Here is a 24,367-nt window from a genome sequence, read left to right as displayed (position 1 = left end):
AGAGGTTTATGCCTTTAATTTTTTGGGGACTGGGCGGCTTGGGTGTCGGTGGCGCGTTGGGTATTAGCTTGAGTGATGGCTTAAAGCAGATCACCTATTTCTTAATCTTGGTCTCTCTTATTTGGGCTGTATTCAAGATGGGAGTGTTTAGCTGATGTTAGGTGCAATGACTTCCTTAACAGGTGGTGGCGGTTTATCCGCTGGCGGCGGTGGCCCATCAACGGCCAGTAGCAACACCTCAACCACCAACAACAGCGGCTTTACGGGCGGCTCTGTCAATATGGGCAGTAACAACGGCTTTCCAGCTTGGGCGATTGTATTGATTGCTTTGGTTGCTTTGTATGTTTTCACTCGAAAGTGATCTGATTGTTTGCGACTGGCAGTACGCCAAGCCGAGGCTGAAACACGCCCTTGGTGATTACTGGCAACATGCAGAGCAATCCATTAACGAGGGGAAAGAGCAAAGCTACACCGTTGGCGATACGTTCATGTTGCTGCGCGGAGAGAAAGACAGCAGCGGCAATAAAGAGCTGGTTGTTGTTGGGCTTGATGGGGACATGGCCGCTGGAACCATGGCGGCTATCAACCATGCCAGAATAAATAATTTTGACTCGATTCGAGCGCATTTCTTTAGACCAGGTGCGGAGCGTTTTATTAAACGTGCTCTTAAATGCCCTGTATTTGAAGTGGAAAAACGCGGTAAATCTGAGCGAGTCTTGCGAATAAGGTTTAACGATATGGGCGGTTCAAGTTCGTCATCTAATGAAACCACCACAACCACAACAACCGAAAGCAACAGCGGAACGGCTGCGGTCAGTGGTGATAACTGGGGGGCTAATATTTCAGGTGTCAGTAAATCTGAAATCAACCTCACCATGACTGATAACGGGGCGGTCATGGCGGCTGGGAAAATGGCCGAAGAAGCTCTGAATTTTGGAGGGTTGGCGCTAGCCAGTAATAGCGAAGTCAGCAGCCATGCGATTGATGCTATCAAAAGTATGGCGGGCCAACAGAGCGCGACTACTAAAGCGGCCATAGGTATGGCAAACGCAGCTAAGGCGCAGAGCAAACGGGCGAAGTTGATTCGAATAACAACGCACTGAAAACCATTGCGACTATTGCAGGGATTGTCGGGACGATTGTGGCGGTTGTGGTTGCGGTAAGGAGTTCAAGCTAATGAAACAGCAAATAACCATTTCAAGCGGTGATTTTTATCGCTTCAACGCAGGGCAAGCAGGGCGCTTTCTTATTTTAAGAGAGGCAAGTCAAAGCGTGATATTGCGCGGTGATGCTTTGCGACCGCTTGAGATTGAGCGCGGTGATACGGTTGATGTGTCTGCTTATGATGAGCTTGAGTTTCACAACAACAATGAAACCAGTGTGTATGTTGAGTACCAAGTGGCCGATGTAGAGCTGCGCATTAAATCCAGTTCTACGGCCATCAATGGTGCGCTTAATGTGAATCGGATCTCTGAGCCTGTTGTGGTAGCAAGAATTCAAGAGCCGCTTGATATTGCAGTGACCATTCCAGATGTTCAGGTAACAGTTCCCACGGTAGATGTGGCGTTTCCTGCTAGCTTGGAGGTGTCGAACTTTCCAGTTCCTGCAAGTTTTCCAACTAGCATGGCGGTGTCAAACTTCCCTGCACCGCCAAGTACGCAACAAGTCATTGATAAGCCTCTAAGCACAAATGCTTTGCCTGACGTTGTTCTTGATGGGCAGAAAACCATTGCGGCCAATCCTGCGAGGCAAGGAGTGATATTGCAAGCGGCTGATAGTAATACTGGGCCGTTAATCATTGGCGGTTTCTTGCGTTTAAATGCAGGGGGCGTGACCACGCTTCCAGCGTCAAACGCTTTGACCGTTTCCGGTGTTAACGGTGACACGCTCTATTGTGGGGAGGTGCTGTAATGTTTGCTGCCTTTGTTTTTAATCCGCCAATTATCGTGAAAGATCCGTTATCTGATGGTTATGCGTCAGGTGATTATAAAATTCATGGTGGAACCTTGCTTGATATACCTCAAGGGTGGGTATTGGCCGATGGTCTAAACGGCACTATGGACTTTCGTGATAGAGCCATTTGCGGCGTGGGTGATAGCTGGGTTGCAGGCAGCAAGTTCGGCTCAAAAATCAACAATGTGACATCGGCGACTTTGTCAAAATCTCAAATACCAGCACACGCACATCAAAGCAGCCGCTTTCGTATTTCAGCATCAGGTGGAAATGCTAAAGGAAGTAACTCCGCACAGAATTACGCGCAATACACCAATGTAAGTACAACAAGCGAAGGGGGAAGTCAGTCTCACAATCACAGCGTATCAACCTTTCAACCCTCAATTGCAGTCATATGGATAATGAAATTATGAAAATAACAGCGGTAACAATTGACCAGATAATCGTTATTGATGGGGTGGTTGCCAACCTATCGAACACTGGCGGTTTTGAAATGCGCGGTGGTGAATGGGCCATTCAGTTTGATAGCAATGTCGGTGCTGGCCATGTCGAATACACCGACCGACGACTCACTAAAGACATTAACCAAGCTGAGTTCGATGCGAAATACGCATGGCTGCTTATCGAGCATAAGAATTACATTGATTTGGTTGCTGAGCAAGAAGCGCTACTCATCGCGCAACAAGAAGCCCTTGCAAGCGCAGAGCCTGCGCCTGTGGTTTAAGCGATAAAGTGGGGTGAGTCATGAATAGAGTGTTTCTGATATTGCCTGTGTTGATTGTAGGGGCGTTGATGCTGCTAAAGGATAAAGAGCCAGCCGCGCAGATACGCCCAGAGAGTGAGCCTGATTGGTGGGATGACATTATGTATAGATTAGGACAAAGAAGCTTAGAGCGCTTAACAGGCGTTCATCCTGACATGGTGCGATTGGTAAAGCGTGCCATTCAAATTACCGCGATTGATTTTAGTGTGGGTGAAGGAGTGCGCGAGCTTGAAAGGCAACGTGAGCTTTTCAATGAGGGTAAAACCACCACGCTCAACAGCCGACACTTAACAGGTCATGCGGTTGATTTGTGGGCCTTGGATGGTGGCGTGGTGTCATGGGATTGGAAGTTCTATCATCAAATTGCGGATGCCATGAAGCAAGCAAGCCGAGAGCTGAATATCCCGATTATTTGGGGCGGTGATTGGACAAGCTTTAAAGATGGGCCTCACTTTGAGCTGTCTTGGGAGAAGTACCCACGATGATAGGGTTAATCAGCACGCTATTCACTGGCGGCATGAATATTTTTAAAAGCCGTCAACAAATCAAAGCGAAGAAACAAGAGCGAAGTGATCGCATTGAAGAGGTGAAAACCCAAGCCAAAATCAAGCGCATTGAGCAAGGTGATAATAACGCGGCCAAGCTCGATGAGCTGAGTATTGCTGACCGTGGTTGGAAAGATGAGTACTTATTGATTCTGACGACTGCGCCTTTGTTTCTCGCGTTTATTCCCGACTTTGCGCAGTACGTGAAAATGGGGTTTGATGCGCTAAATACCAGCGTTCCTGAGTACTACTGGTACGCCCTTGCCATGATTTACATTGATACGTTTGGTTTTAGGCGAATGCTGCGCGTTGCGGTTGAGCACTGGCTTAACAAAAAGTTTGGGGGTGGCAATGGAGTTAGTTGAGTTGTTTACATCACTTAACGGTATGGGCCTGTCACCGTCCGTTGTTGCGCTGATTGTTTTATTGTGGAAACAAGACAAGCGCTTAACCATCATTGAGACAATCTTAAAGAGGAAAAAATAATGTCTAGAGTGGGATTGAAAGCGAACGGGAAGCTTAAGAAAGGGTATAAATTTAAGAAGGGTGGAAGAGTAGTGAAAGTAATATCGAAAAGGCAATAGATAAAAGCCCGCACAATATGCGGGCTTTTTTATTTATCCACCAATTTTAAATTTGAAACATTTAGCTGTTTTGGGATAAACCCATTCACCTGAACGCCAGTGTTTAAAGCGTGAACAATATACATAACCATCTTTAACATACGAATCATTGGAATTTGACATAATGAACCCTATTATTTGTTATTAATTATACAAGGGCACCAAAGGCATAGCTGGCGACCTACACATTGACATGTTTGTTCTTTAAAACAATCTTTTTTATCGAGCATTTTTAGCTCTCCTAAATATAGGTTTGTAGTGGGGCAAGATTGATTTTTTATCAATGAACAGGTACTATTTAGTTTCTGACGCTGTTAGCACTTGTTCTTGATAAGAGCAATCTTGCAGTTTAAAAAAGGTATCCACTAGTGGATACCTTTTTTATTTCTCTTCTTCATGCATATCTAGTTTTAACTGAAACGTCACGTCTCCTTCTCCATATTGGATTTTATCATTTTCATGTACATATCGAACCTTGTTGATTTTAAGGTTCTTGCTTTTACTTTCAATTTCTAAGAAATTTGGCAATGAATTTTTATAAGTTAATCGAATTATGCCAGCCGATAATTCATTATCTTTAGTTTGCTGACTTATGGTTACACCTGAGCGGTCATTAGTTCTTATGACGCGACAGACAGTATTATTAGCTGCAAATTGTATATGAACTTTATTGCCATATGTTAACTTGCTAGCATCCATGCACTCTTTTGTCAGCCTAAACAGCATCTCATTTTTTTTAGTCTTAAAACTATGAGTGATACTTACAGGATCGTTTGAGCCAGATCTTCCTGATGTTGCTGTAGCTGTTTTAAAATCTAAATCATCGAACATTTGTAAACTCCTTGCTTTCAATTCTCGCATTATACCTCTGATCTGCAATTGCGCGCAACTCTATGCGATTAAAAATTTTAATTCTTTTCCATATTTTGTTTTTAATTGTTTTGGTTCTGACGCTACAGTCAGTAATTGTTTCACGCAACTCAAATAACGTAACGCGAATTGCGTGCTTATGATAACTAATTATCGCGCACCATTTTTGCTTATGATAACTGTTTATTAGCACCCTAGTGGTGTGCTAATAATCAAAGTCATTCACTGTCTCTGTTGGGTTTAATGAGTTTGCTTGTCTTTTTTGAATTTTAGATTTGTTAAATGGCCCCATTTCACCCGTCAAAGTATCCTTATTTCGCCCAAATGACCCTATTTTGAGTTGTGTTCCGTCTTGAGTTTTCTTGAATGGGGTCATTTGTATTTTTATTTGTTTTTTATTTGCTGTGTAGTTTGTGCGGAAATAGTTGCGTGTACACCTGCCATAAAATATTCAAATTCCTATGCCCTGTTACTTGAGCTACTTCTTCTATCGAATAGCCTTTTTCAAATAGTCGACTCGCGCCCTCTCTTCTTAAATCGTGATAACGCAAATCTTCAATGCCTAAGCTGTTTCGTACTCGCTGGAATCCAGCGGTAACGCTTCCTGAGTTGTATGGAAAGATGAGAGCGCCTTTCTTTTCTTGCTTTAATACGATGTCATAAGAGCCAGCAAGCAATGGCACTAGCATATGGTTGCCCTCTTTTTTACGTGGGTCTTTTCTGTCCCTGACGGTTATCGTTTTATGCTCTTCGTGTAAGTCATCCCAACGCAGAGCGCATACTTCACCAATGCGCATACAGGTTAAAATGCTAAATTCGAGAATGTCGATAAATGGAATTCGTATTTTTCCGTTTGATCTGAAATCCTGCCTTGCCTCTAATCCCTCACGTAATCTATCGAGTTCGTGCTCAGTTGGTCGTCGGGTTCTTTTTTGGCTCTTACCGATTAACCCCATATCAATAAGAACGGGAACCGCTTCATCAAAGATTGAGAAATTAGCCTCAATATTAAATACAGGTTTGGCTTTTTTCATCACTGATCGCAAATAGGCAATATCGTGATAAATAGTTGCTGGTTTAGCCCCCGCACCTCGTCGGTTTCTGCAATGCTCAACAAGCTCGCTTGTTTTCAGTTCGCGGCTATCGATTTCGCCAATATCACAATCTCTAAGCATGAGAATGACATAGCGTTTTGTACGGCCAGTGTTATCCCATAAATCACGGTCATTAATGAACATGTCTATCAGTACCCCTAGGGAGACTGATTTAGCTTTGTTTAACCCCTCGCTTTCAATATCGTTGACACGTTTACGGCCAAAAGCGCGAGCAAGCTCTTTTTTCCTGAACGTTTTAGATTCACGGTGTATAATCTTCTGATTCTTTTTAACGACTAGGGTCGTTTTAAATCGTGCTTCACCGTTTTTTAGCTTACGTGTTTCAATTGAAAAAGAGGCCATCGTCCAACTCCAAAAGGGGTACTGTCGGGGGTACTATAGTACGAAATTCGCGTTAATTACAGGCGTTTCATGGTTATATATACAGTGCTTTTAATGAGGTCTATTAGTGTCAAAGCTAGAAAATACAAGTAATTACCCTATGCAGCGCTTCAGCGTTGCCCCGATGCTAGATTGGACGGATAGACACTGCCGTTATTTCCTCCGCTTATTAAGTGAAAACACACTACTTTATACAGAGATGGTGACAACAGGAGCTATTATTCATGGGCGCGGTGATTTCCTAAAGTACAGCGAGAGTGAGCATCCAGTTGCATTACAGCTTGGTGGGTCAAACCCAACGGATCTAGCGCACTGTGCAAAACTGGCGTTTGAACGTGGCTACGATGAAATTAACTTGAACGTGGGTTGCCCATCGGATCGAGTCCAAAATGGGCGTTTTGGCGCCTGTTTAATGGCGGAGCCACAGCTAGTGGCTGAGTGCGTTAGCGCCATGCGTGAGGTCGTAGATATTCCTGTCACAGTGAAAACGCGAATCGGAATCGACGATCAAGACTCTTACCAATTTTTGACGGATTTTGTGGGTACGGTACATGAGAAAGGGGGCTGCGATCAGTTCACCATTCATGCACGTAAAGCGTGGCTTAATGGCCTGAGTCCAAAAGAGAATCGAGAGATTCCACCGCTGGATTACCCAAGAGCGTACCAATTAAAAACCGATTTTCCGCAGTTGGTGATTGCGGTGAATGGAGGCATTAAAACCTTAGAAGAGTCTAAGGAGCACTTGCAGCATTTAGATGGTGTGATGATTGGGCGTGAAGCGTATCAAAATCCATTTTTGTTAGCTGAAGTGGATCAGCAGCTATTTAACAGCGATAAAGCGGTGGTGAAACGCAGTGATGTGGTTCGTGCGATGTACCCGTATATTGAGCAGCAGTTAACGGAAGGGGCGCGTTTAGGTCACATGACGCGACATATGATTGGTCTATTTCAAAGTATGCCAGGTGGAAGGCAGTGGCGTCGATACATCAGCGAAAATGCACATAAACCGGGTGCCGGGATTGAGGTGGTAGAAGCCGCATTGGAAAAAATTCCGAGTGAACTCAATCTGTAATTAACGATTTGGCGAAATTTACCGTGTTGTTGGTAAATTGCACCATGATTCGGTTGTTTACAATAAAACCACTGGACAAGAAATTGTTGGTGGTTTTTTAATGCGTTGAATTTAAAGAGATAATTATTTGTTACATAACTTGGCCTGATTACTGCAAAGGAAATACATATAGTAAGTCTCGTTCTAATATCATTTTTTTATTGAATTGAGACGAAATCAAAAGAGGAAAACAGGTATGTTAGAAATATTATTCTTACTCGGCTTTGCATTTATTTTGATGTTTACCGGCGTCACGATGATCAGTTTAATTGCCGCTACGGTAGTGGGATTTATTATTATGCTATTAGCGGGAATGGTGGGCGTAATGTTGAAAATGCTGCCATGGATTATTGTGATTGCTGTTGGTGTATGGTTCTTTAAACACAAAGTGAGTGATCAGAAATACGGTCGATAGAGAGGCTGTAATGATCCACGGCATTTGCTATAGTGTGATACTAATCAATACTTAAACATCTGCTCGTATGAATGCAGTGTGGAGACTCCAATGAACCAGCTTTCACTACCACTTATTACCGCTTTAATCAGCAGTAGTGTGGCATTGCCTACCATGGCAGAATCAACAACTGATGTTGTCGTGGGAGCGGAAGTTTGGGCTTTCAATACTAAGATTAAAGATAGCCATAAGAAGGGTGACACCACTGGAGCCTTTTATGTGGCGGTTGAACATCAAATTCCGTATGCCCCAGATATTAAACTGCGTTACACCCCTGTGGATACTAAAGAGGTTAGTTTCGACCAAACGGACATCACTCTCTATTATGAGGTGCTGACCACGAACGAAATCTCGTTTGATGTAGGTATGACGATGATGAATTTTGCTAACGGCGAGTTTACCAGTAATGATGGCCAGAACTTTACCTTTAGTGAGTGGGAGATGAACTGGTACGCTGATGCCACGCTATTGATCCCAGATACCAACTTTCATATCTTCGGCCAGTTTGATTTCGGCTCTAGCGGTGAAACTCGTACAATGGATGGCCAAGCTGGCGTGCAGTACCGCCGTAAACTCTTCGATAGTAATATGGACATCAAAGTGGGCTATCGCGTAATGGATCATGAGTTTGGTTATTTTGAAGGGTTAGATAACCTTGAAGGCAATGCAAGAGTAGATGGTTGGTTTGCCGGTGTTGCGTTCCGTTTCTAATACTGGCATGACAGAACACTGAACAGCATAAGGCGCTATTGTTATCAATAGCGCCTTTTTTATATCTTATTGGGATAATAACTGCGGAAAAATGGGCAATTATCGATTTATAGACCATGCTTATCTAAAGATACTGCTGGAGAAATCGTCAATGACTTTGAGTGAATTGAAACTACTGTACCGTGAAGATGAATTAGTTGAAGCCGTAATTGAACCCTCTGTGGAAGAGCACATGTGGATTGTCGAATTTAGACACTCTGGCGGAGGGTTGATGCTACTTACTGATATGAAAGGCAGTGAAGTTCACTACCACGATCTTGATTCTGCTTCTAAGAGTGCGCTGGCGGTGGGCTTTAGACAAGTTCGTATTGCCAGCTAATTAAGAACACTGACCCCTACGCAACCCTCTCCTTACTACTAAAAGTTATAAAACATTCTTATCTATTCTTTCTTGTTATTTAAAAGAGTGGCTACTCTATAACCTCATAATGAATGAGTGTGTAATGAATAGGGAAGTCGTGTCATGTTACCGAAGGATTTGTCCGCAATAGCAGGCCCACTGAATGACCAACAAATAGGTCAACTACAACAAGCAAGCCAAGAGCTATCATCTCAACAGATGGCATGGGTGAGCGGTTACTTTTGGGGGTTAAGCCAGAATCAAACTGCCGAGTCACACCCCACTGTCTCTTTATCCGCCGCGGCAGAGCCTGCGGGCAAGTTAACTATTATCTTTGCGTCACAAACTGGTAATGCCAAAGGAGTAGCGGAAGCTCTTAAAGCCGAAGCTGCAGCTAATGGAATGGCGGTAGAGCTCTTTGATGCCAGCGATTACAAAGGTAAAAACCTTGCCAAAGAGAGTCACGTCATCATTGTGGCTTCAACTAACGGTGAAGGGGAAGCGCCTGATAACGCTTTAACTCTGCATGAATTTTTGCAATCTAAAAAAGCGCCAAAGCTCAATAACCTGAAGTACGCTGTTATTGGTTTAGGGGATTCGAGCTACGAATTTTTCTGTCAAACCGCTAAAGATTTTGACCAATACCTCTCTAAGCTAGGTGCTCAACCTATTGTTGAACGTTTAGATTGTGATGTGGACTATGACGCAGCAGCTGCTGAATGGCGTCAACAAGCGTTAGTGAAAGTAAAAGAGACGCTTTCAACGGGAGCGGCAGAAGTTATTCAACTGCCTGTTGGTCAGCAAAGTACGCATTCACACTATTCGAAGAAAAATCCATACACAGCCACGCTGCTGACTAACCAGAAGATCACGGGCAGAGATTCAAGCAAAGATGTGCGCCATATCGAAATTGATTTAGAAGGTTCAGGTTTACGTTATCAGCCGGGTGATGCTTTGGGGGTATGGTTTGAAAACAGCACCATACTAGCGGAGCAACTGCTCACAACCATCGGATTGGATGGTTCCGAAAAAGTGGAGGTTGATGGGGAATCACTGAGCATTCAAGAGGCGCTGATCGCTCACTATGAGATCACCGCAGCTAACCCCCAGCTTGTCAGCAAATTTGCAGAGCTATCAGGCAGTAAAAAATTACTAAAGCTGGTGGAAGATAAAGATAGGCTACGTGAATACGCAGGGATCACTCAGGTGATTGACCTGTTTGCTGAGAAGAAAACCAAACTCAGTGCCGAGCAGTTACAAAGTGTATTAAGACGATTGACACCGCGTCTCTACTCTATTGCATCTAGCCAAGCAGAGGTGGATGAGGAGGTACACTTAACGGTTGGTTTGGTTGAGTATCAAAAAGCGGAACAAGATCGTTTCGGTGGTGCTTCTAGCTTCCTATCTCACCGCCTGGAAGAGGGGGGAGAGGTTAAGGTGTTCGTTGAGCACAACAATAACTTCAAACTACCTGCGGATGATTCATCCCCAATTATCATGGTTGGTCCAGGCACGGGTATTGCCCCTTTCCGTTCGTTTGTTCAAGAGCGAGAGAACCGAGATGCAACTGGAAAAAACTGGGTGCTGTTTGGTGACCGCACGTTTACCGAAGATTTTTTGTATCAAACCGAGTGGCAAAAGTACCTCAAAGATGGCGTTGTGACTCAATTGGATGTGGCCTTTAGCCGTGACCAGAAGCAGAAAGTCTATATACAAGACCGCTTATTAGAAAATGCAGAACAGGTATGGCAGTGGCTGCAAGAAGGCGCTTATGTGTACGTCTGTGGTGATGCGACTCGTATGGCAAAAGATGTGAATGAAGCGTTGATCAGTGTGGTTGAGCAGCAAGGTGAACAGAGCCGAGAGCAAGCTGAAGAGTTTGTGAATAACTTAAGAAAAGAGAAACGCTACCAAAGGGACACATACTAATGGATAAGACCAATAAAGAACTTAAGTTATCGGATAACGAACGCCTAAAAAGAGAGAGTAACTTCTTACGCGGCAGTATCGAGAAAGATTTGGGTGATCGCATTACGGGCGGATTTACTGCTGATAACTTCCAGCTGATTCGATTCCACGGTATGTATCAACAAGATGATCGTGATTTTCGCTCAGAGCGTATTAAGCAAAAGTTAGAGCCTTTGCATAATGTGATGTTACGTGCCCGTATGCCGGGTGGAGTGATCACGCCAAAACAGTGGTTAGCGATTGATAAATTTGCAGAAGAGCACACCTCATACGGCAGCTTGAGAATAACGACTCGCCAGACTTTTCAGTTTCATGGGGTATTAAAACCAAACATTAAATTGATGCACCAAACGTTGAATAAAATTGGTATTGATTCGATTGCTACCGCGGGTGATGTAAACCGAAACGTACTGTGTACCACTAATCCGGTGGAGTCAGAGTTGCATCAAGAAGCGTATGAGTGGGCGAAGAAAATCAGTGAGCACTTGTTACCAAAAACGCGAGCATATGCTGAAATTTGGCTCGATGGTGAGCGCCTTGAAACCACCGATGAAGAGCCTATTTTAGGTAGCACTTATCTGCCACGTAAGTTTAAAACTACCGTGGTGATTCCGCCGCAAAATGATGTGGATGTACATGCGAATGATCTCAATTTCGTTGCGATTGCTGAACAGGGGAAACTGATCGGATTTAACGTATTAGTCGGTGGTGGATTGGCAATGACCCACGGTGATACTTCAACCTATCCACGCCGTGCGGATGATTTTGGTTTTGTGCCGCTTGAGAAAACCCTAGAGGTTGCAGCAGCAGTGGTGACTACGCAGCGAGATTGGGGTAACCGCTCTAATCGCAAAAACGCAAAAACTAAGTACACCTTAGACCGTGTAGGTGTTGATGTGTTTAAAGCGGAAGTCGAGTCTCGTGCTGGCATTCAGTTTGAGGCCAGTCGCCCTTATGAGTTTACTGAACGTGGTGATCGCATTGGTTGGGTTGAGGGTATTGACGGTAAACACCATTTGGCTCTGTTTATCGAAAATGGACGCTTGCTTGATTTTTCAGGAAAACCACTGAAAACCGGTGTGGCTGAAATCGCTAAGGTGCACACGGGTGACTTTAGAATGACCGCCAACCAGAATTTAATTGTGGCAGGTGTTGATGCCGAAAATAAAGCGCAGATAGAGCAGATTGCACGTGAGCATGGGTTGATTGATGACGCTGTTAGTGAGCAGCGTAAAAACTCAATGGCGTGTGTTGCTTTCCCGACGTGTCCATTAGCGATGGCCGAAGCGGAGCGTTTTTTACCCCAGTTTGTCACCGATGTTGAGACAATTTTAGCGAAGCATCAATTACCGGAAGAGGAGAATATCATCTTACGAGTAACAGGGTGTCCAAATGGGTGTGGTCGAGCGATGCTGGCTGAGATTGGGTTAGTGGGTAAAGCGCCTGGTCGTTATAACCTGCATCTTGGTGGTAATCGCAGTGGTACTCGAGTACCTAAAATGTATAAAGAGAACATCACAGAAGCACAGATCTTGGATGAGATTGATAGTTTAGTGGGGCGCTGGGCGACAGAGCGCCAAGAGGGTGAAAGCTTTGGTGACTTTACTATTCGTACCCATATTGTGGCTGAAGTGATTATTTCTTCGAGGGATTTTTATGCCTAATACTCTATTTTCGGAACCCAACAACGCGGTAAGTGGATCGGATAACCAAGTCACTAAATTGACTCTGGATACGTTACTGTCACTGAATAAAGTGGATCAGATCTTAACGCTAGCGCAAATTAACGCTGAGTTGGAAGAGATGACCGCTCAACAGCGTATTACTTGGGCACTCGAGAACTTAGACGGGGTCTCTGTCGTATCATCGAGTTTTGGTATTCAAGCGGCTGTCATGCTGAAATTGGTGACAGACGCTCAACCAGAGATTCCAGTGGTACTTACAGACACCGGGTATCTGTTCCCTGAAACCTACCAATTCATTGATGAGTTAAGCGACACCTTACAACTTAACTTGCAAGTTTTTCGAGCTAAAGAGAGCCCAGTGTGGCAAGAGGCGAGATATGGGCAGTTGTGGGATAATGGCGTTCAAGGTATTAAGCAGTATAACTTGATCAATAAAGTAGAACCGATGCGTCGTGCGTTTGAAGAGTTGAATGTCTCAGTCTGGTTCTCGGGGCTGCGCCGTGAGCAATCAAACAGTCGAGCGACGCTGCCGATTCTTGCGATTCAAAATGGTGTGTTTAAGTTTTTACCGATCATCGATTGGAGTAACAAAGATGTTCACCACTATTTAGAACAGGCTGCATTGCCTTATCACCCATTAAGAGAGCAAGGTTATCTGTCGGTTGGGGATACGCATACCACTCAGAAGTGGGAGCCTGGAATGAGTGAAGAGCAGACTCGATTCTTTGGACTGCAGCGAGAGTGTGGTTTGCATGAGGACCCCCAAGAAGAGGCGGGATCAGGTATTTAAATGAAGTCGAGGCATGAAAATGCCTCGTCTTTTTTTATCCCCACAGTTTGCCTAACGAACTAACCAGCCCGGTACTGGCATCTTGTGAGCTCAAGTACTTTAAAATCAACGGCGCAAATTGTGTCACCATGCTGCTGTCTAACCCTAATGCGCTAAACACAGTATTCACACTGTCCATATTCCCTAGCATTGATGACATGCCCGCAGGAACCGATGACGTTAAGCTCTCTAGACCTGGAATTTTTGAATTAAGCTCACTCTGTTCTGAACCAGACAAGGAGTTACCAGCAAGCGCTAGAAGAGCCCCTGCGCCACCTGCTGCTTGTTCGGTAGAAACACCCAGTTGCTCGGTTAATAGTCCAACAAGTGGGTTTGATTCGGTAGCGGCCGCATTTTTATCGTCACCAAGCAGGGTGGATAACCCAAAAGCCTGGCTAGTCATAGGTGTGGTGATAAGTAGCAGTGAAGTGATCAAAAGAAGAATTTTTTTCATTGAATGTCGTCCTTGAGTGTTAGAGATGAACATGTTTATTCGGTTGTCTATTATTGTAGCTATAAAAAAAGCGATACCCAAGGCATCGCTTACTATTACGCAGTCACTCTTAGATTAAAGAATGTCTAGTAGTTCAACTTCAAATACTAGTGCAGCGTATGGAGGAATAGATGCACCAGCACCACGCTCGCCATAAGCAAGATCTTGAGGAATAGCAAGTTTCCACTTAGAACCAACAGGCATCAGTTGAAGAGCTTCAACCCAACCTTTGATTACGCCAGTAACAGGGAACTCAGCAGGTTGACCGCGAGTTACAGAGCTATCGAATACTGTACCGTCAGTTAGCATACCGTGGTAGTGAACACGTACAGTTTTGTCAGAAGATGGGATTTCACCCGTACCTTCAGTTAATACTTCGTACTGTAGACCAGATTCTAGAACCGTTACTTCAGAACGTAGAGCATTGTCAGCTAGGAAAGCTTCGCCATCAGCAGCCGCTACTTTAGAGGCTTCAGCGCGAACTTCTTCAGCACGAGTGTGAAGAGCTTGAAGTGCGTTGTTGATTTCGTCAACTTCGATTTCAGGCATGTCGCCAGTTAAAGAGGTAGCGATACCTTTAGCGATAGCAGCAACGTTTAGTCCTTCAAGACCGCTTCCTGCTAGTTGTTGGCCCATTTGTAGACCGATGCCGTAGCTTGCTTTTTGTTCAGTAGTTTCTAGTAGTACTTCAGACATGATGTTCTCTTTTTGTAGTTGATACCAAATTTAGATAAGAAGAATACCAGTTCTAGGTGGCTGGGGTAAACTTTTGATACCTTATAAATGCTTTAAAATAGCATAAAAGATAGAATTTATTGTCTAATCAGTGCTATAACCATTATCAAGCGGTGCATGAAAAGGTGATGCAATGAACCACACAATGAAGAAGCTTTCAGAACACTTTGAGACATCGACAGGTCGAGTGAAATCGCTGTGGCTACTATTGCCCCGGTTTCATCGAAAAGCCATTATCGTTCTATCGTTTGTCACTCTACTGCTGTGGTTACTACCAAGTGGTGAGAGAAACACTATGGATGAGCCATCATTAGGAGTGGAAAGTGAGAGGCGAGGGGTTGAATTAAACACTGATAGCTTAAGTGAGCAACCAAAACAGACTCTTGAACAGAGCGTAAATACTGAGTGGCAAGAGTACGAAGTGAAAGCGGGAGATACCCTCTCTAACGTGTTTCGTAATAACCAACTGCCCTTGAAAGATCTCTACGCTATTGTGAAGGTTGAAGGGGGTGGTAAACCCTTGAGCAACATCAAACAGGGGCAACTGATTCGATATAAGTTGAGCCCCGATGGTCAGTTGGACATTTTACAGCTTGAAAAAGAGGGCAGTAGTGTGATGTTCTTCCGTATGTCCGATGGTAGCTTTGGACGTAGCCGTTAATCGATTACATCATTATTCTGCTTGCTTCAGCGCTTTCTCTAAGCGCATATCAACGTGTGGAATATCATCCTCTAAATACATATCCGAAATGATCACAAATTGGTGTGATTGGTAGAAAGCGGTTAAGTACTGTTGCGCACCAATATCAATGGTCTGTTGTGGCCAATACTCTTCACAATATCCCAGAATCGTGCGCATTAGATCGTGGCCCAAACCACTACCACGTGCTGACTTCTTGGTTGCTACTCTGCCGATGCTGACGTTATTGTAAGTCACTCCTGGTGCGAACAGGCGGGCACAAGCGACGAGTTCATCACCTTGGTACCCTAGGAGGTGGTAGGCTCCATCATCACAATCTTTATCATCCAGTTCTGGGTAAGGGCATGTCTGCTCGACGACAAACACATTCACTCTCAATTGCAAAAGACTGTACAGCTGTACGGTTGACAGCTTATTAAACGGTAGGCAGATCCAGTTCATCATTATCTCTTCTCAATTATTATGTTGTTAGGATAAAAGAATACCGCAGACAAAGCTGCGGTATTTTTATTTTTTAGTGACTAAGTGGAGATGAACTCTATTTATTCAGTTCAATCTGGTAAACCGCAAACCCGTCTTCGTCAGTAGCGACTTTCTTCATTGGRAGCTGACCTTTCTCTTTAATGAAAGAGGCGGCTTTTTCACTCGGGGAAGTCTCAAAACGGATGTCTAATGACTGTTTGCTCTTAATTGGAGCAAATGTCCAGTTATTATCAGCCGTTGGTTTTACCATGCCTTTCTCTTTACTGACACGTGAGATGTAGTTCGCTAGAACAGTACGGTTCTCATCTGGCGAGTTGAAGGCGACAAAGTCAGAGCCTGTTCCTGCAAACTTAGCACCGTACGCACGGTAGTTATTGGTCGCGATTAGGAAAGTCTGCTCAAGATCAATCGGTTTGCCCTGGTATGTTAAGTTAACCACACGTTGTGAATCAGGATTCACTGGCTTACAGCTGCCATCATATTTAGCTGGTTTTGTGACATCGATTTGGTACTCAACACCGTCCATAACATCGAAGTTATAAGTACGGAAACCATCCCAGTTAATTAGCTGCTGCGCTTTAGTGTTATTCACATCAATTTGATTAAATTGACCTGCAGAGCACTCTAGCCACTCTAATACTTCTTTACCGGTTACTTTTAAAGCAACTAAGGTATTTGGGTAGAGGTAGAGATCGGCGGCATTACGGAAAGTCAGTTGTCCAGACTCTACTTCGGTGAAGTTTGATGGATCATTTTTACGGCCACCCGCTTTAAACGGCGCAGCAGCAGAAAGTACAGGGATACCATCTAAATCTGGGTCGCCTTGGATAAAGCGTTCAACGTAATCTTTTTGTGCAAGGTTAACGATTTGCACCGTTGGATCGTCTTGTACTAGAGCTAAATAGCTGTACATCACGTCATCCGCTTTACCAATGGGTTGGTTAACGAAATCTTGTGTTCCTTTATGATCCGCAGCAACGGCTTCAACAATGCCAGCGTCTGCTTCTGCTAGTGCCGTTTTGGTTTTTCTATCGTAGATAGGGCGAGCTTCACTGCTGCCTGACGTTACGGTCCAGCCATTGCCCTCTTTCTCAAGAGTTAGATCCATGATGCCCACATGACTGCCCCAGCGTCCTGCCATAACAGCGGTTACACCATTGATGGTGCCATTTTTGCTGTCCACACCAGGAATATTGTCAAATGATTTACTTGGGAATACAGCGTGAGAGTGACCAAATGCAATCGCGTCAATGCCATCAACGTCCGCAAGGTAATAGGTTGAGTTTTCTGCCCCTAATTTATGAGGGTCAGATGAGATGCCAGAGTGCGGGATCGCGATGATGACATCAGCACCCTCTTTTTTCATCTGTGGAACCAGTTTTTGAGCGGTCTCTTTGATGTCTTTGGCAATAACTTTGCCTTCAAGATTGTTTTTATCCCACACTAAAATTTGTGGTGGAACAAAACCGATGTAACCCACTTTTACTGATTGAGCTTTGCCATCAGTATCAGTAAAGGTATGTGTTTTAATTATGTATGGCGTAAACAGGTTCTTACCGGTTTTTGCATCAAATACGTTGGCGTTCACATAAGGGAAGTCTGAGCCCTTCAGTGTTTGCTCTAAGAACTCTAAACCATAGTTAAATTCGTGGTTACCCAGGTTGCCGACTTCATAATTCAGTTGATTCATCGCTTTATGGACAGGGTGTACTTCACCCGCTTTTAATCCTTTATCAGCAACGTAGTCACCCATTGGGCTACCTTGGATTAAATCGCCATTATCCACTAATACACTATTCGATACTTCTGCTTGTGCCTGCTTTACTAGGGTTGCAGTACGAGATAAACCAAACTTTTTAGTCGGTTTATTTTTGTAATAGTCATAATCCATTACGTTCGCGTGAATATCGGTGGTTTCAACAATACGCAGTTTAATGGTATCTGCGAATGTAGGACCTGATAGTAATAGTAAACCTCCCAGGATAGTGCCGGTGATTGGGCCTGCAACTGATAAAGATCTAGCTGACGATTTCATACTTTTCTCCATGAGTAATAAGTCGGTAAAACAAGCTTAAAGTAGCAGAAATACTGAGAAACGCACTGGGAGTATCATTTTTTATGTGATCAATAACTTGAAAGGAGGCTAAGTAGAGGTCGTAAATATGAAGATGAGCAGAAAATACAAATTGTTACATAATTTATATTTTACCGGCAATGTTCAACCTTTCCCCCTCCTTAGCAGAAAAAGGAATAAAAAATATTCTTTTRGAATTTCAGGTAATATTTAAAGCCGTTTATAGTGCTTATAACATTGACTGAATGAGATGGCCGTAATGGATTATTTGCCAATTTTTACCGATTTGAAAAAACGCCCTTGCTTGGTAGTGGGTGGCGGAGACATTGCTTTGCGCAAAGCAAAAATGCTCATCAAAGCGGGAGCAGATGTCAGCTTAATCACCGATAAAGCGTGTGAGGCATTTTCGCAGCTAATTGAACAAGGCACTGTAAAGCACATTGCGGAGCAGTTTGAACCTGAACATTTGGATCCAGTTTTCTTAGCGATTGCGGCCACTGAGAATAGAGAAATTGATGGACGGGTTTACCAAGCGGCTAACCAACGTCAAGTATTGGTTAATGTCGTGGATGACCCTAAGCGTTGCAGTTTCATTATTCCTTCTATCGTAGATCGCTCTCCTATCATGATAGCGATCTCCTCTTCTGGGAAAGCCCCCGTTCTTGCGCGGTTATTGCGTGAAAAACTTGAAGCGTTATTACCACAGCATTTAGGAAAAATGGCGACCATTGCGGGCGAATTTCGTCAAACCTTAAAAAAACGAATCCACTCTTTTTCAGAACGTCGACATTTTTGGGAAACTGCATTTAACGGTCGTTTCGCTGATCTCGTTGCTGCTGGTAAAGAGAGCCGTGCAGAGCAAGAGCTACAGAGTTTACTGGTGCAACAATCTTCTCAGCGGAGTCAGTCTCGTGGAGATGTGGCATTAATTGGGGCTGGCCCTGGTGATCCTGGTTTATTAACCTTACGAGCGCTGCAATTGATGCAACAAGCTGATGTGGTGCTCTACGATTACTTAGTTTCTGATGAGATCATGGAGCTAGCGCGACGTGATGCCCAACTTGTCTGTGTAGGAAAAAAAGCTGGTTTTCACAGTGTGCCTCAAGAGACCACCAATCAGCTATTAGTGAAATACGCGCAACAGGGCAAAAAAGTGGTGCGTATAAAAGGGGGGGACCCTTTCATGTTTGGCCGTGGTGGCGAAGAGTTAGAGGTGCTGTTTGATGCGAATATCCCATTTCAAGTGGTACCGGGAATTACTGCTGCTGCTGGAGCTACAGCGTATGCAGGCATTCCATTAACGCATCGTGATCATGCGCAATCAGCCATTTTTATTACGGGTCATGAGAAAAAAGAGCGCAATACCGTTAATTGGAAAGCGGCTGCCGTCGGTAATCAAACCTTGGTGATCTATATGGGGCTGATGAAGTCCTCACATATTCAGGAACAACTTATTGAGCATGGCCGTAGTGCGACTACTCCGATAGCCATCATTGAACGCGGTACCCAAGCGGCTCAAAAAGTGTTCAAAGGTCAGCTGCATCAGCTGGCAGAGTTAGCAGAAAATGCAGCCTCACCTTCACTGATTGTGATTGGTGAAGTTGTGACATTATCAGATAAATTACAATGGTTTGGAGAGCATGATGCTCAGCCGCAGCGTATGGATGCTGTAGCGAACCTTGTTTAAGGACGAAGAGATGGACCCACAACGTTTAACCCACCTCCAGCAACTTGAAGCGGAGAGTATTCATATTATCCGCGAAGTCGCTGCTGAGTTTGATAACCCAGTCATGATGTACTCTATTGGTAAAGATTCATCAGTGATGCTGCATTTGGCTCGAAAGGCCTTTTATCCAGGCAAAATCCCCTTTCCACTGCTTCACGTTGATACCGACTGGAAGTTTAAAGAGATGATTGAGTTTCGCGATAAAACCGCTAAGAAGTATGGATTTGACCTTTTGGTACATCAGAACCCAGAAGGTCTTGAAATGGGCATCAACCCGTTTGTTCATGGTTCGTCAAAGCATACAGACATCATGAAAACTCAAGGATTAAAGCAAGCGCTTAATCATTATGGTTTCGATGCGGCTTTTGGTGGTGCGCGTCGTGATGAAGAGAAGTCTCGTGCTAAAGAGCGTGTCTACTCATTCCGTGACAAGAACCATACTTGGGATCCTAAGAGTCAACGTCCTGAGCTTTGGAAAACCTATAATGGTCAAGTCAATAAGGGTGAGAGCATTCGAGTGTTCCCTCTGTCTAACTGGACCGAGTTGGATATCTGGCAATATATCTACTTAGAAAATATTGACATTGTGCCTCTCTATTTAGCCGATAAGCGTCCCGTTGTTGAACGCGATGGCATGTTAATCATGGTTGATGATGAACGACTAGAGCTGCAAGAGGGGGAAAAAATCGAACATAAAGATGTGCGTTTTAGAACACTTGGCTGTTATCCACTGACTGGTGCGGTTGAGTCTGAAGCCAATACATTACCAGGGATTATTGAAGAGATGCTGGTGGCGACCTCCAGTGAGCGTCAAGGTCGAGCGATCGATCATGATCAATCGGGATCAATGGAATTGAAGAAACGCCAAGGTTATTTCTAGGGAGAGAACAATGAACAGCGAAGTAGAACTGCAGCTGGCAGAGCTTGGTATTGAGAAGTACCTGCAGCAACATCAACATAAATCTATGCTGAGGTTTTTAACCTGCGGCTCTGTTGATGATGGAAAAAGTACACTAATAGGACGCCTACTGCATGACTCAAAGCAGATTTATGCCGACCAATTGGCGGCGGTACATTCTGACAGTCAGCGAGTAGGCACCACGGGTGATCGACCTGATTTAGCGTTATTAGTTGATGGGTTACAAGCGGAAAGAGAGCAGGGCATTACGATTGATGTGGCTTACCGTTATTTTTCAACACAGAAACGTAAGTTTATTATTGCCGATACTCCGGGGCATGAGCAGTACACACGAAACATGGCGACAGGTGCTTCGACTTGTGATGTGGCGGTGATTTTGATTGATGCGCGTAAAGGGGTATTGGATCAAACCCGTCGTCACTCTTATATTGCGAGTCTGTTGGGTATTCGTCACTTTGTTGTGGCGGTTAATAAGATGGATCTGGTCGATTATTCGCAACAACGATTTGATGAAATCTGCGAGCAGTACCTGGCCTTCTCAGCCAAACTGAATAACCCGAATTTGAACATTGAACTGCTTCCACTGTCAGCACTTGAAGGTGATAACGTGGTTAATAACAGCGAGAAACTGTCATGGTTCACTGGTCAGCCATTACTGTCAATCTTGGAAGAGGTGGATGTACATCAGGATAAAACGCAGGGCGATTTTCGATTCCCTGTGCAATATGTTAATCGTCCAAATTTAGATTTTCGTGGTTTTGCTGGCACCTTATCTTCGGGAACGGTGAAGATCGGTGATGCAATAAAAGCACTGCCATCTGGAAAAACCTCGAAAGTGGCCTCTATTGTTACCTTTGATGGGGAGTTACAACAAGCTCAAGCAGGGTTGGCGATCACCATCACCTTAGAAGATGAAATTGACATCAGCCGTGGCGATCTTCTGGTTGGTTTAGACTCAACATTAACCCCAAGTAATCGCTTCTTAGCGGATATTGTTTGGATGACAGAGAAAGATCTGCAACCAGGCCGTCAATATGACATAAAAGTCGCGGGTAAAAAGACCGTTGGTCAAATTGATGCGGTGAAACATCAGATTGATATTAATAACCTTAATACCTTCGATGCTCAAAGTTTGCCTTTAAATGGCATTGGATTGTGTGAGGTCTCTCTGACAGAAGCCGTGGCGGTTGACCGTTATGCGAATTGCGCCGATACTGGTGGCTTTATTATTATTGATCGCCTAACGAATGTGACGGTGGGTGCCGGCATGATCAGTGAGGTATTGGCAGAAAGTGCGCAACCTGTCATTGGCGATATTAGTGCCTTTGAAGTTGAGTTTAATGCGTTGGTTCGTAAGCACTTCCCACACTGGGATGCCAAAGATATCAGTAAATTATTAGGGTAAGTCAATGTCGTGGGATCAAGGATTCGTTCTCGTTCTATTGATGGTGATTGTGACTCTGCTTATCGTGAGTCGCTTGAAACCGAGTTTTATATTTGCAGGGGCGGCATTTGTTGCATTTATTTTCGGTTTCATCGAGCTAGAAGGGGTTGCAAAAAACTTCACTAACTCGTCACTGTTAACACTAGTGTTGTTGATCCTTGCCTCCTGCGCATTGGAAAAAACACGATTGATCAGCTGGGTCGGTCGTCAAATTTCAGAAGGCAGTTTAGGGCTAGTTATTACCAAACTTGGCCTATCTACTGCACTGCTCTCCTCGTTTACCAACAATACAGCGGTGGTCGTGGCCTTGATTGGTGCGATAAAGCGCAATCAACGACACGCCCCATCTAAATTACTTATCCCACTCTCCTATGCCGCCATTTTAGGCGGCACTTTAACCTTAATCGGCACATCAACCAACTTGATCATCAATAGCTTTGTGGTTGATGCTGGGTTGCCGAGTCTAGGCTTTTTCACTCCAACCCTGATTGGTTTAGCGGTGTTAGCTGGTGGTTTAGTGCTGCTAATTCCGATGAGCTACCTGTTGCCTAATTATGACGACAGTTCTCAAGATGATCTGCCCTATTTCTTAGAAGCAAGAGTGGAAATGGGGTCAGCTTTGGTTGGTAAATCGATCGCTGAAAACAAATTACGGGCACTGCGTCGACTGTTTCTGGCTGAGATCATTCGAAACGGTCAAACCATGGCTCCGGTTGAACCTGATACCGTATTAGAAGCCGGAGACCGACTGTTGTTTTGTGGTGATGTTGAAAGTGTTGCAACGTTGCAAGAGATCAATGGATTAAATCTGTTTGGTCAGCGCCACTTAAATGGACAAAACTTATTAGAAGTGGTGGTCAGTCACTCTGGTAGTATTCGGGGACAAACCATTAAATCTGCACAGTTTCGTGAGCGTTTTGATGCGGTTGTGGTCGCGATTCGTCGCGGGCACGAACGTTTAGAAGGTGGGCTTGGTAATATCGAACTGTTAGCGGGTGATACCTTAGTTCTGGTACCAGGAAAAACCTTTGAAGCCAACAAACAAAAGCTGTCCAGAGAATTTGTACTGGTTAACGATCTTGATTCTAGCGCCAAATTGGACAGCCAAAAGAGCGGTTTAGTGTTGGCGGGTTTTGCTTCCGTGATCCTATTGGCCCTGTTAGATGTGCTACCGATCATTAAAGGGCTATCCGTTTATATGTTACTGCTGTTGGCGTTTGGTATTGTCACCATGTCTGAATTAAGACGGCGTTTTCCCATTGATATTGTGGTGATTGTTGGCTCGGCATTATCGGTTGCTCAGTTGATGCTCTCTACTGGCTTGTCATTAAAAGTGGGCCAACTTTTTATTGATGCGTTTAATGGTTGGGGGGTATTTGGTGCACTGGTCGCGGTGTATCTGCTGACCTTAGTATTGACAGAGTTGGTGACCAATAATGCTGCCGCGGCACTCTCATTTCCCATTGCTTATAGTATTTCTTTGGGATATGGCGTTGATCCGATGCCGTTTATTATGGCGGTTCTATTTGGTGCGAGTGCGAGTTTTATCTCCCCATATGGGTATCAAACCAACCTGCTGGTTTACAGTGTTGGTAATTACAAATTAAAAGATTATTTGTGCATAGGCTTGCCAATGTCACTGGTTTATTCTCTATTGGTATTAACCTTAATTCCCTATTTTTTCCCATTTTAAAGGTGCTGTTTGAGCATCAACCTAGGTTCAATTATGACAAACAAGATAACATCAGATCGAGATGAAAATGTGATTTGGCATCAGCATCAAGTGGATAAATCCATCCGTGCTGGTTTAAAAAAACAGCGGCCTGCTGTTTTGTGGTTTACTGGGCTTTCAGGCTCAGGAAAATCGACCGTTGCGGGGGCACTAGAGAGTGCATTAGTCGATCGTGGTTATCATACTTACCTGCTTGATGGTGATAATGTTCGTCATGGGTTATGTCAAGATCTTGGCTTTTCGACTCAAGATCGCCGAGAGAATATCCGTCGAATTGGTGAGTTATCAAAATTGATGGCAGATGCTGGCTTAATTGTCTTAAGTGCGTTTATTTCACCTCACCGAGCAGAGAGGGAGTTGGTTCGCTCTTTATTGCCCGAGGGGGAGTTCATTGAGGTTTTTGTTAATACTCCCCTTGAAGTGTGCGAGAGTCGCGATCCAAAAGGTCTGTATAAAAAAGCCAGAGCAGGCGAGATCCCTAACTTTACGGGTATCGATTCTGAGTATGAGCTTCCTGAAAATCCAGAGCTTAATTTACACGCTGGGGAGTTTACTATTGAACAATTGGTTCAGCAGTGTTTAGATGCTCTTAAGCAGCATCAGATTATTGCTTAATATCTGATGATTTAATCGATCACTTTGACGTAAGGAAC

28 protein-coding genes are annotated in these 24,367 nt (G+C 44.2%); 22 read left to right on the top strand and 6 right to left on the bottom strand.

All coding sequences use genetic code 11. The features are described from left to right. The first annotated feature begins 8 nt into the window (after positions 1 to 8). The 9 genes from L4C32_RS03560 (at position 9) to L4C32_RS03520 (ending at position 3,747) form a co-directional block, all read left to right on the top strand. Positions 9 to 155 carry a hypothetical protein gene (locus tag L4C32_RS03560; RefSeq protein WP_428195471.1) on the top strand — a complete coding sequence of 49 codons (147 nt, stop codon included), beginning with the start codon at positions 9 to 11 and terminating at the stop codon, positions 153 to 155. Then, positions 155 to 361, top strand: a complete 207-nt coding sequence (locus L4C32_RS03555; RefSeq protein WP_428195470.1) for a hypothetical protein — start codon at positions 155 to 157, stop codon at positions 359 to 361. The genes L4C32_RS03560 and L4C32_RS03555 overlap by 1 nt, the downstream gene beginning before the upstream one ends. Beyond that, positions 342 to 1,103: a hypothetical protein gene (locus tag L4C32_RS03550; protein WP_428195469.1), complete on the top strand. Its 762-nt coding sequence runs from the start codon at positions 342 to 344 to the stop codon at positions 1,101 to 1,103. The genes L4C32_RS03555 and L4C32_RS03550 overlap by 20 nt, the downstream gene beginning before the upstream one ends. Before the next feature lie 73 nt (positions 1,104 to 1,176). Then, positions 1,177 to 1,911 (top strand): hypothetical protein, encoded by a 735-nt coding sequence (locus tag L4C32_RS03545; protein ID WP_428195468.1) that lies wholly within the window; start codon positions 1,177 to 1,179, stop codon positions 1,909 to 1,911. Beyond that, a complete protein-coding gene (locus L4C32_RS03540) occupies positions 1,911 to 2,366 on the top strand; it encodes a hypothetical protein (RefSeq protein ID WP_428195467.1) in 456 nt (151 codons plus the stop codon). Before L4C32_RS03545 ends, L4C32_RS03540 begins: the two co-directional genes overlap by 1 nt. Beyond that, complete coding sequence (locus L4C32_RS03535) at positions 2,363 to 2,677, top strand: hypothetical protein (protein WP_428195466.1); 315 nt, start codon at positions 2,363 to 2,365, stop codon at positions 2,675 to 2,677. The genes L4C32_RS03540 and L4C32_RS03535 overlap by 4 nt, the downstream gene beginning before the upstream one ends. A gap of 20 nt (positions 2,678 to 2,697) precedes the next feature. Beyond that, a complete protein-coding gene (locus L4C32_RS03530) occupies positions 2,698 to 3,201 on the top strand; it encodes a M15 family metallopeptidase (protein ID WP_428195465.1) in 504 nt (167 codons plus the stop codon). Next, positions 3,198 to 3,626: a hypothetical protein gene (locus L4C32_RS03525; RefSeq protein WP_428195464.1), complete on the top strand. Its 429-nt coding sequence runs from the start codon at positions 3,198 to 3,200 to the stop codon at positions 3,624 to 3,626. Before L4C32_RS03530 ends, L4C32_RS03525 begins: the two co-directional genes overlap by 4 nt. Further along, positions 3,613 to 3,747: a hypothetical protein gene (locus L4C32_RS03520; protein ID WP_428195463.1), complete on the top strand. Its 135-nt coding sequence runs from the start codon at positions 3,613 to 3,615 to the stop codon at positions 3,745 to 3,747. The genes L4C32_RS03525 and L4C32_RS03520 overlap by 14 nt, the downstream gene beginning before the upstream one ends. A 518-nt stretch (positions 3,748 to 4,265) precedes the next feature. Here the strand turns inward: L4C32_RS03520 and L4C32_RS03515 are convergent. Both L4C32_RS03515 and L4C32_RS03510 read right to left on the bottom strand, forming a co-directional pair. Then, the gene (locus tag L4C32_RS03515; RefSeq protein ID WP_428195462.1) at positions 4,266 to 4,715 is read right to left on the bottom strand and encodes a hypothetical protein; all 450 of its coding nucleotides are present in this window, start codon (positions 4,713 to 4,715) and stop codon (positions 4,266 to 4,268) included. Positions 4,716 to 5,149: 434 nt separating this feature from the next. Then, complete coding sequence (locus tag L4C32_RS03510) at positions 5,150 to 6,211, bottom strand: site-specific integrase (protein ID WP_428195461.1); 1,062 nt, start codon at positions 6,209 to 6,211, stop codon at positions 5,150 to 5,152. Positions 6,212 to 6,317: 106 nt separating this feature from the next. Between L4C32_RS03510 and dusA the strand changes: the two genes are divergently transcribed. From dusA to L4C32_RS03475, 7 genes are all read left to right on the top strand, one after another. After that, positions 6,318 to 7,322 carry a tRNA dihydrouridine(20/20a) synthase DusA gene (gene dusA, locus L4C32_RS03505; RefSeq protein WP_428195460.1) on the top strand — a complete coding sequence of 335 codons (1,005 nt, stop codon included), beginning with the start codon at positions 6,318 to 6,320 and terminating at the stop codon, positions 7,320 to 7,322. 235 nt (positions 7,323 to 7,557) lie between these two features. Further along, entirely contained in the window at positions 7,558 to 7,776 is a 219-nt protein-coding gene (gene pspG / locus L4C32_RS03500) for an envelope stress response protein PspG (protein ID WP_428195459.1), read from the top strand. Positions 7,777 to 7,866: 90 nt separating this feature from the next. After that, the gene (locus L4C32_RS03495; protein WP_428195458.1) at positions 7,867 to 8,526 is read left to right on the top strand and encodes a TIGR04219 family outer membrane beta-barrel protein; all 660 of its coding nucleotides are present in this window, start codon (positions 7,867 to 7,869) and stop codon (positions 8,524 to 8,526) included. 151 nt (positions 8,527 to 8,677) lie between these two features. Further along, positions 8,678 to 8,905, top strand: a complete 228-nt coding sequence (locus L4C32_RS03490) for a hypothetical protein (protein WP_428195457.1) — start codon at positions 8,678 to 8,680, stop codon at positions 8,903 to 8,905. A 144-nt stretch (positions 8,906 to 9,049) separates the two neighbouring features. Next, positions 9,050 to 10,855 (top strand): assimilatory sulfite reductase (NADPH) flavoprotein subunit, encoded by a 1,806-nt coding sequence (locus L4C32_RS03485; RefSeq protein ID WP_428195456.1) that lies wholly within the window; start codon positions 9,050 to 9,052, stop codon positions 10,853 to 10,855. Continuing rightward, on the top strand, positions 10,855 to 12,558 hold the full coding sequence (cysI, locus tag L4C32_RS03480; protein ID WP_428195455.1) for an assimilatory sulfite reductase (NADPH) hemoprotein subunit: 1,704 nt from the start codon (positions 10,855 to 10,857) through the stop codon (positions 12,556 to 12,558). The genes L4C32_RS03485 and cysI overlap by 1 nt, the downstream gene beginning before the upstream one ends. Next, positions 12,551 to 13,369: a phosphoadenylyl-sulfate reductase gene (locus L4C32_RS03475; protein ID WP_428195454.1), complete on the top strand. Its 819-nt coding sequence runs from the start codon at positions 12,551 to 12,553 to the stop codon at positions 13,367 to 13,369. Before cysI ends, L4C32_RS03475 begins: the two co-directional genes overlap by 8 nt. 34 nt (positions 13,370 to 13,403) lie before the next feature. Here L4C32_RS03475 and L4C32_RS03470 read toward each other — a convergent pair whose 3' ends face one another. Beyond that, positions 13,404 to 13,862 carry a DUF2780 domain-containing protein gene (locus L4C32_RS03470; RefSeq protein ID WP_428195453.1) on the bottom strand — a complete coding sequence of 153 codons (459 nt, stop codon included), beginning with the start codon at positions 13,860 to 13,862 and terminating at the stop codon, positions 13,404 to 13,406. Positions 13,863 to 13,976: 114 nt separating this feature from the next. After that, entirely contained in the window at positions 13,977 to 14,597 is a 621-nt protein-coding gene (bamJ, locus tag L4C32_RS03465; protein ID WP_428195452.1) for a BamJ family beta-barrel-assembly machinery protein, read from the bottom strand. A gap of 172 nt (positions 14,598 to 14,769) precedes the next feature. Between bamJ and L4C32_RS03460 the strand changes: the two genes are divergently transcribed. After that, a complete protein-coding gene (locus L4C32_RS03460; RefSeq protein WP_428195451.1) occupies positions 14,770 to 15,297 on the top strand; it encodes a LysM-like peptidoglycan-binding domain-containing protein in 528 nt (175 codons plus the stop codon). 12 nt (positions 15,298 to 15,309) lie between these two features. Here L4C32_RS03460 and L4C32_RS03455 read toward each other — a convergent pair whose 3' ends face one another. Continuing rightward, positions 15,310 to 15,780 (bottom strand): GNAT family N-acetyltransferase, encoded by a 471-nt coding sequence (locus tag L4C32_RS03455; RefSeq protein ID WP_428195450.1) that lies wholly within the window; start codon positions 15,778 to 15,780, stop codon positions 15,310 to 15,312. Between the two features lie 94 nt (positions 15,781 to 15,874). Then, a complete protein-coding gene (locus L4C32_RS03450) occupies positions 15,875 to 17,854 on the bottom strand; it encodes a bifunctional 2',3'-cyclic-nucleotide 2'-phosphodiesterase/3'-nucleotidase (protein WP_428195449.1) in 1,980 nt (659 codons plus the stop codon). A 298-nt stretch (positions 17,855 to 18,152) separates the two neighbouring features. On the opposite strand from L4C32_RS03450, the gene cysG reads away from it, so the two are divergent. From cysG to cysC, 5 genes are read left to right on the top strand one after another with little or no spacing between them, the layout of a single operon-like run. Further along, positions 18,153 to 19,580 carry a siroheme synthase CysG gene (gene cysG, locus L4C32_RS03445; protein ID WP_428195448.1) on the top strand — a complete coding sequence of 476 codons (1,428 nt, stop codon included), beginning with the start codon at positions 18,153 to 18,155 and terminating at the stop codon, positions 19,578 to 19,580. A 10-nt stretch (positions 19,581 to 19,590) separates the two neighbouring features. Then, complete coding sequence (cysD, locus tag L4C32_RS03440) at positions 19,591 to 20,499, top strand: sulfate adenylyltransferase subunit CysD (protein ID WP_428195447.1); 909 nt, start codon at positions 19,591 to 19,593, stop codon at positions 20,497 to 20,499. A gap of 10 nt (positions 20,500 to 20,509) precedes the next feature. After that, on the top strand, positions 20,510 to 21,943 hold the full coding sequence (cysN, locus tag L4C32_RS03435; RefSeq protein WP_428195446.1) for a sulfate adenylyltransferase subunit CysN: 1,434 nt from the start codon (positions 20,510 to 20,512) through the stop codon (positions 21,941 to 21,943). Positions 21,944 to 21,947: 4 nt separating this feature from the next. After that, the gene (locus L4C32_RS03430) at positions 21,948 to 23,675 is read left to right on the top strand and encodes an SLC13 family permease (RefSeq protein ID WP_428195445.1); all 1,728 of its coding nucleotides are present in this window, start codon (positions 21,948 to 21,950) and stop codon (positions 23,673 to 23,675) included. A gap of 33 nt (positions 23,676 to 23,708) precedes the next feature. Continuing rightward, on the top strand, positions 23,709 to 24,329 hold the full coding sequence (gene cysC / locus L4C32_RS03425) for an adenylyl-sulfate kinase (protein ID WP_428195444.1): 621 nt from the start codon (positions 23,709 to 23,711) through the stop codon (positions 24,327 to 24,329). Positions 24,330 to 24,367 lie beyond the last annotated feature (38 nt).

Origin of the sequence: Aliivibrio kagoshimensis (assembly GCF_050337105.1) — a bacterium.
GTDB lineage: Bacteria > Pseudomonadota > Gammaproteobacteria > Enterobacterales > Vibrionaceae > Aliivibrio_A > Aliivibrio_A kagoshimensis.
This window is presented reverse-complemented; position numbering and strand designations above follow the sequence as displayed.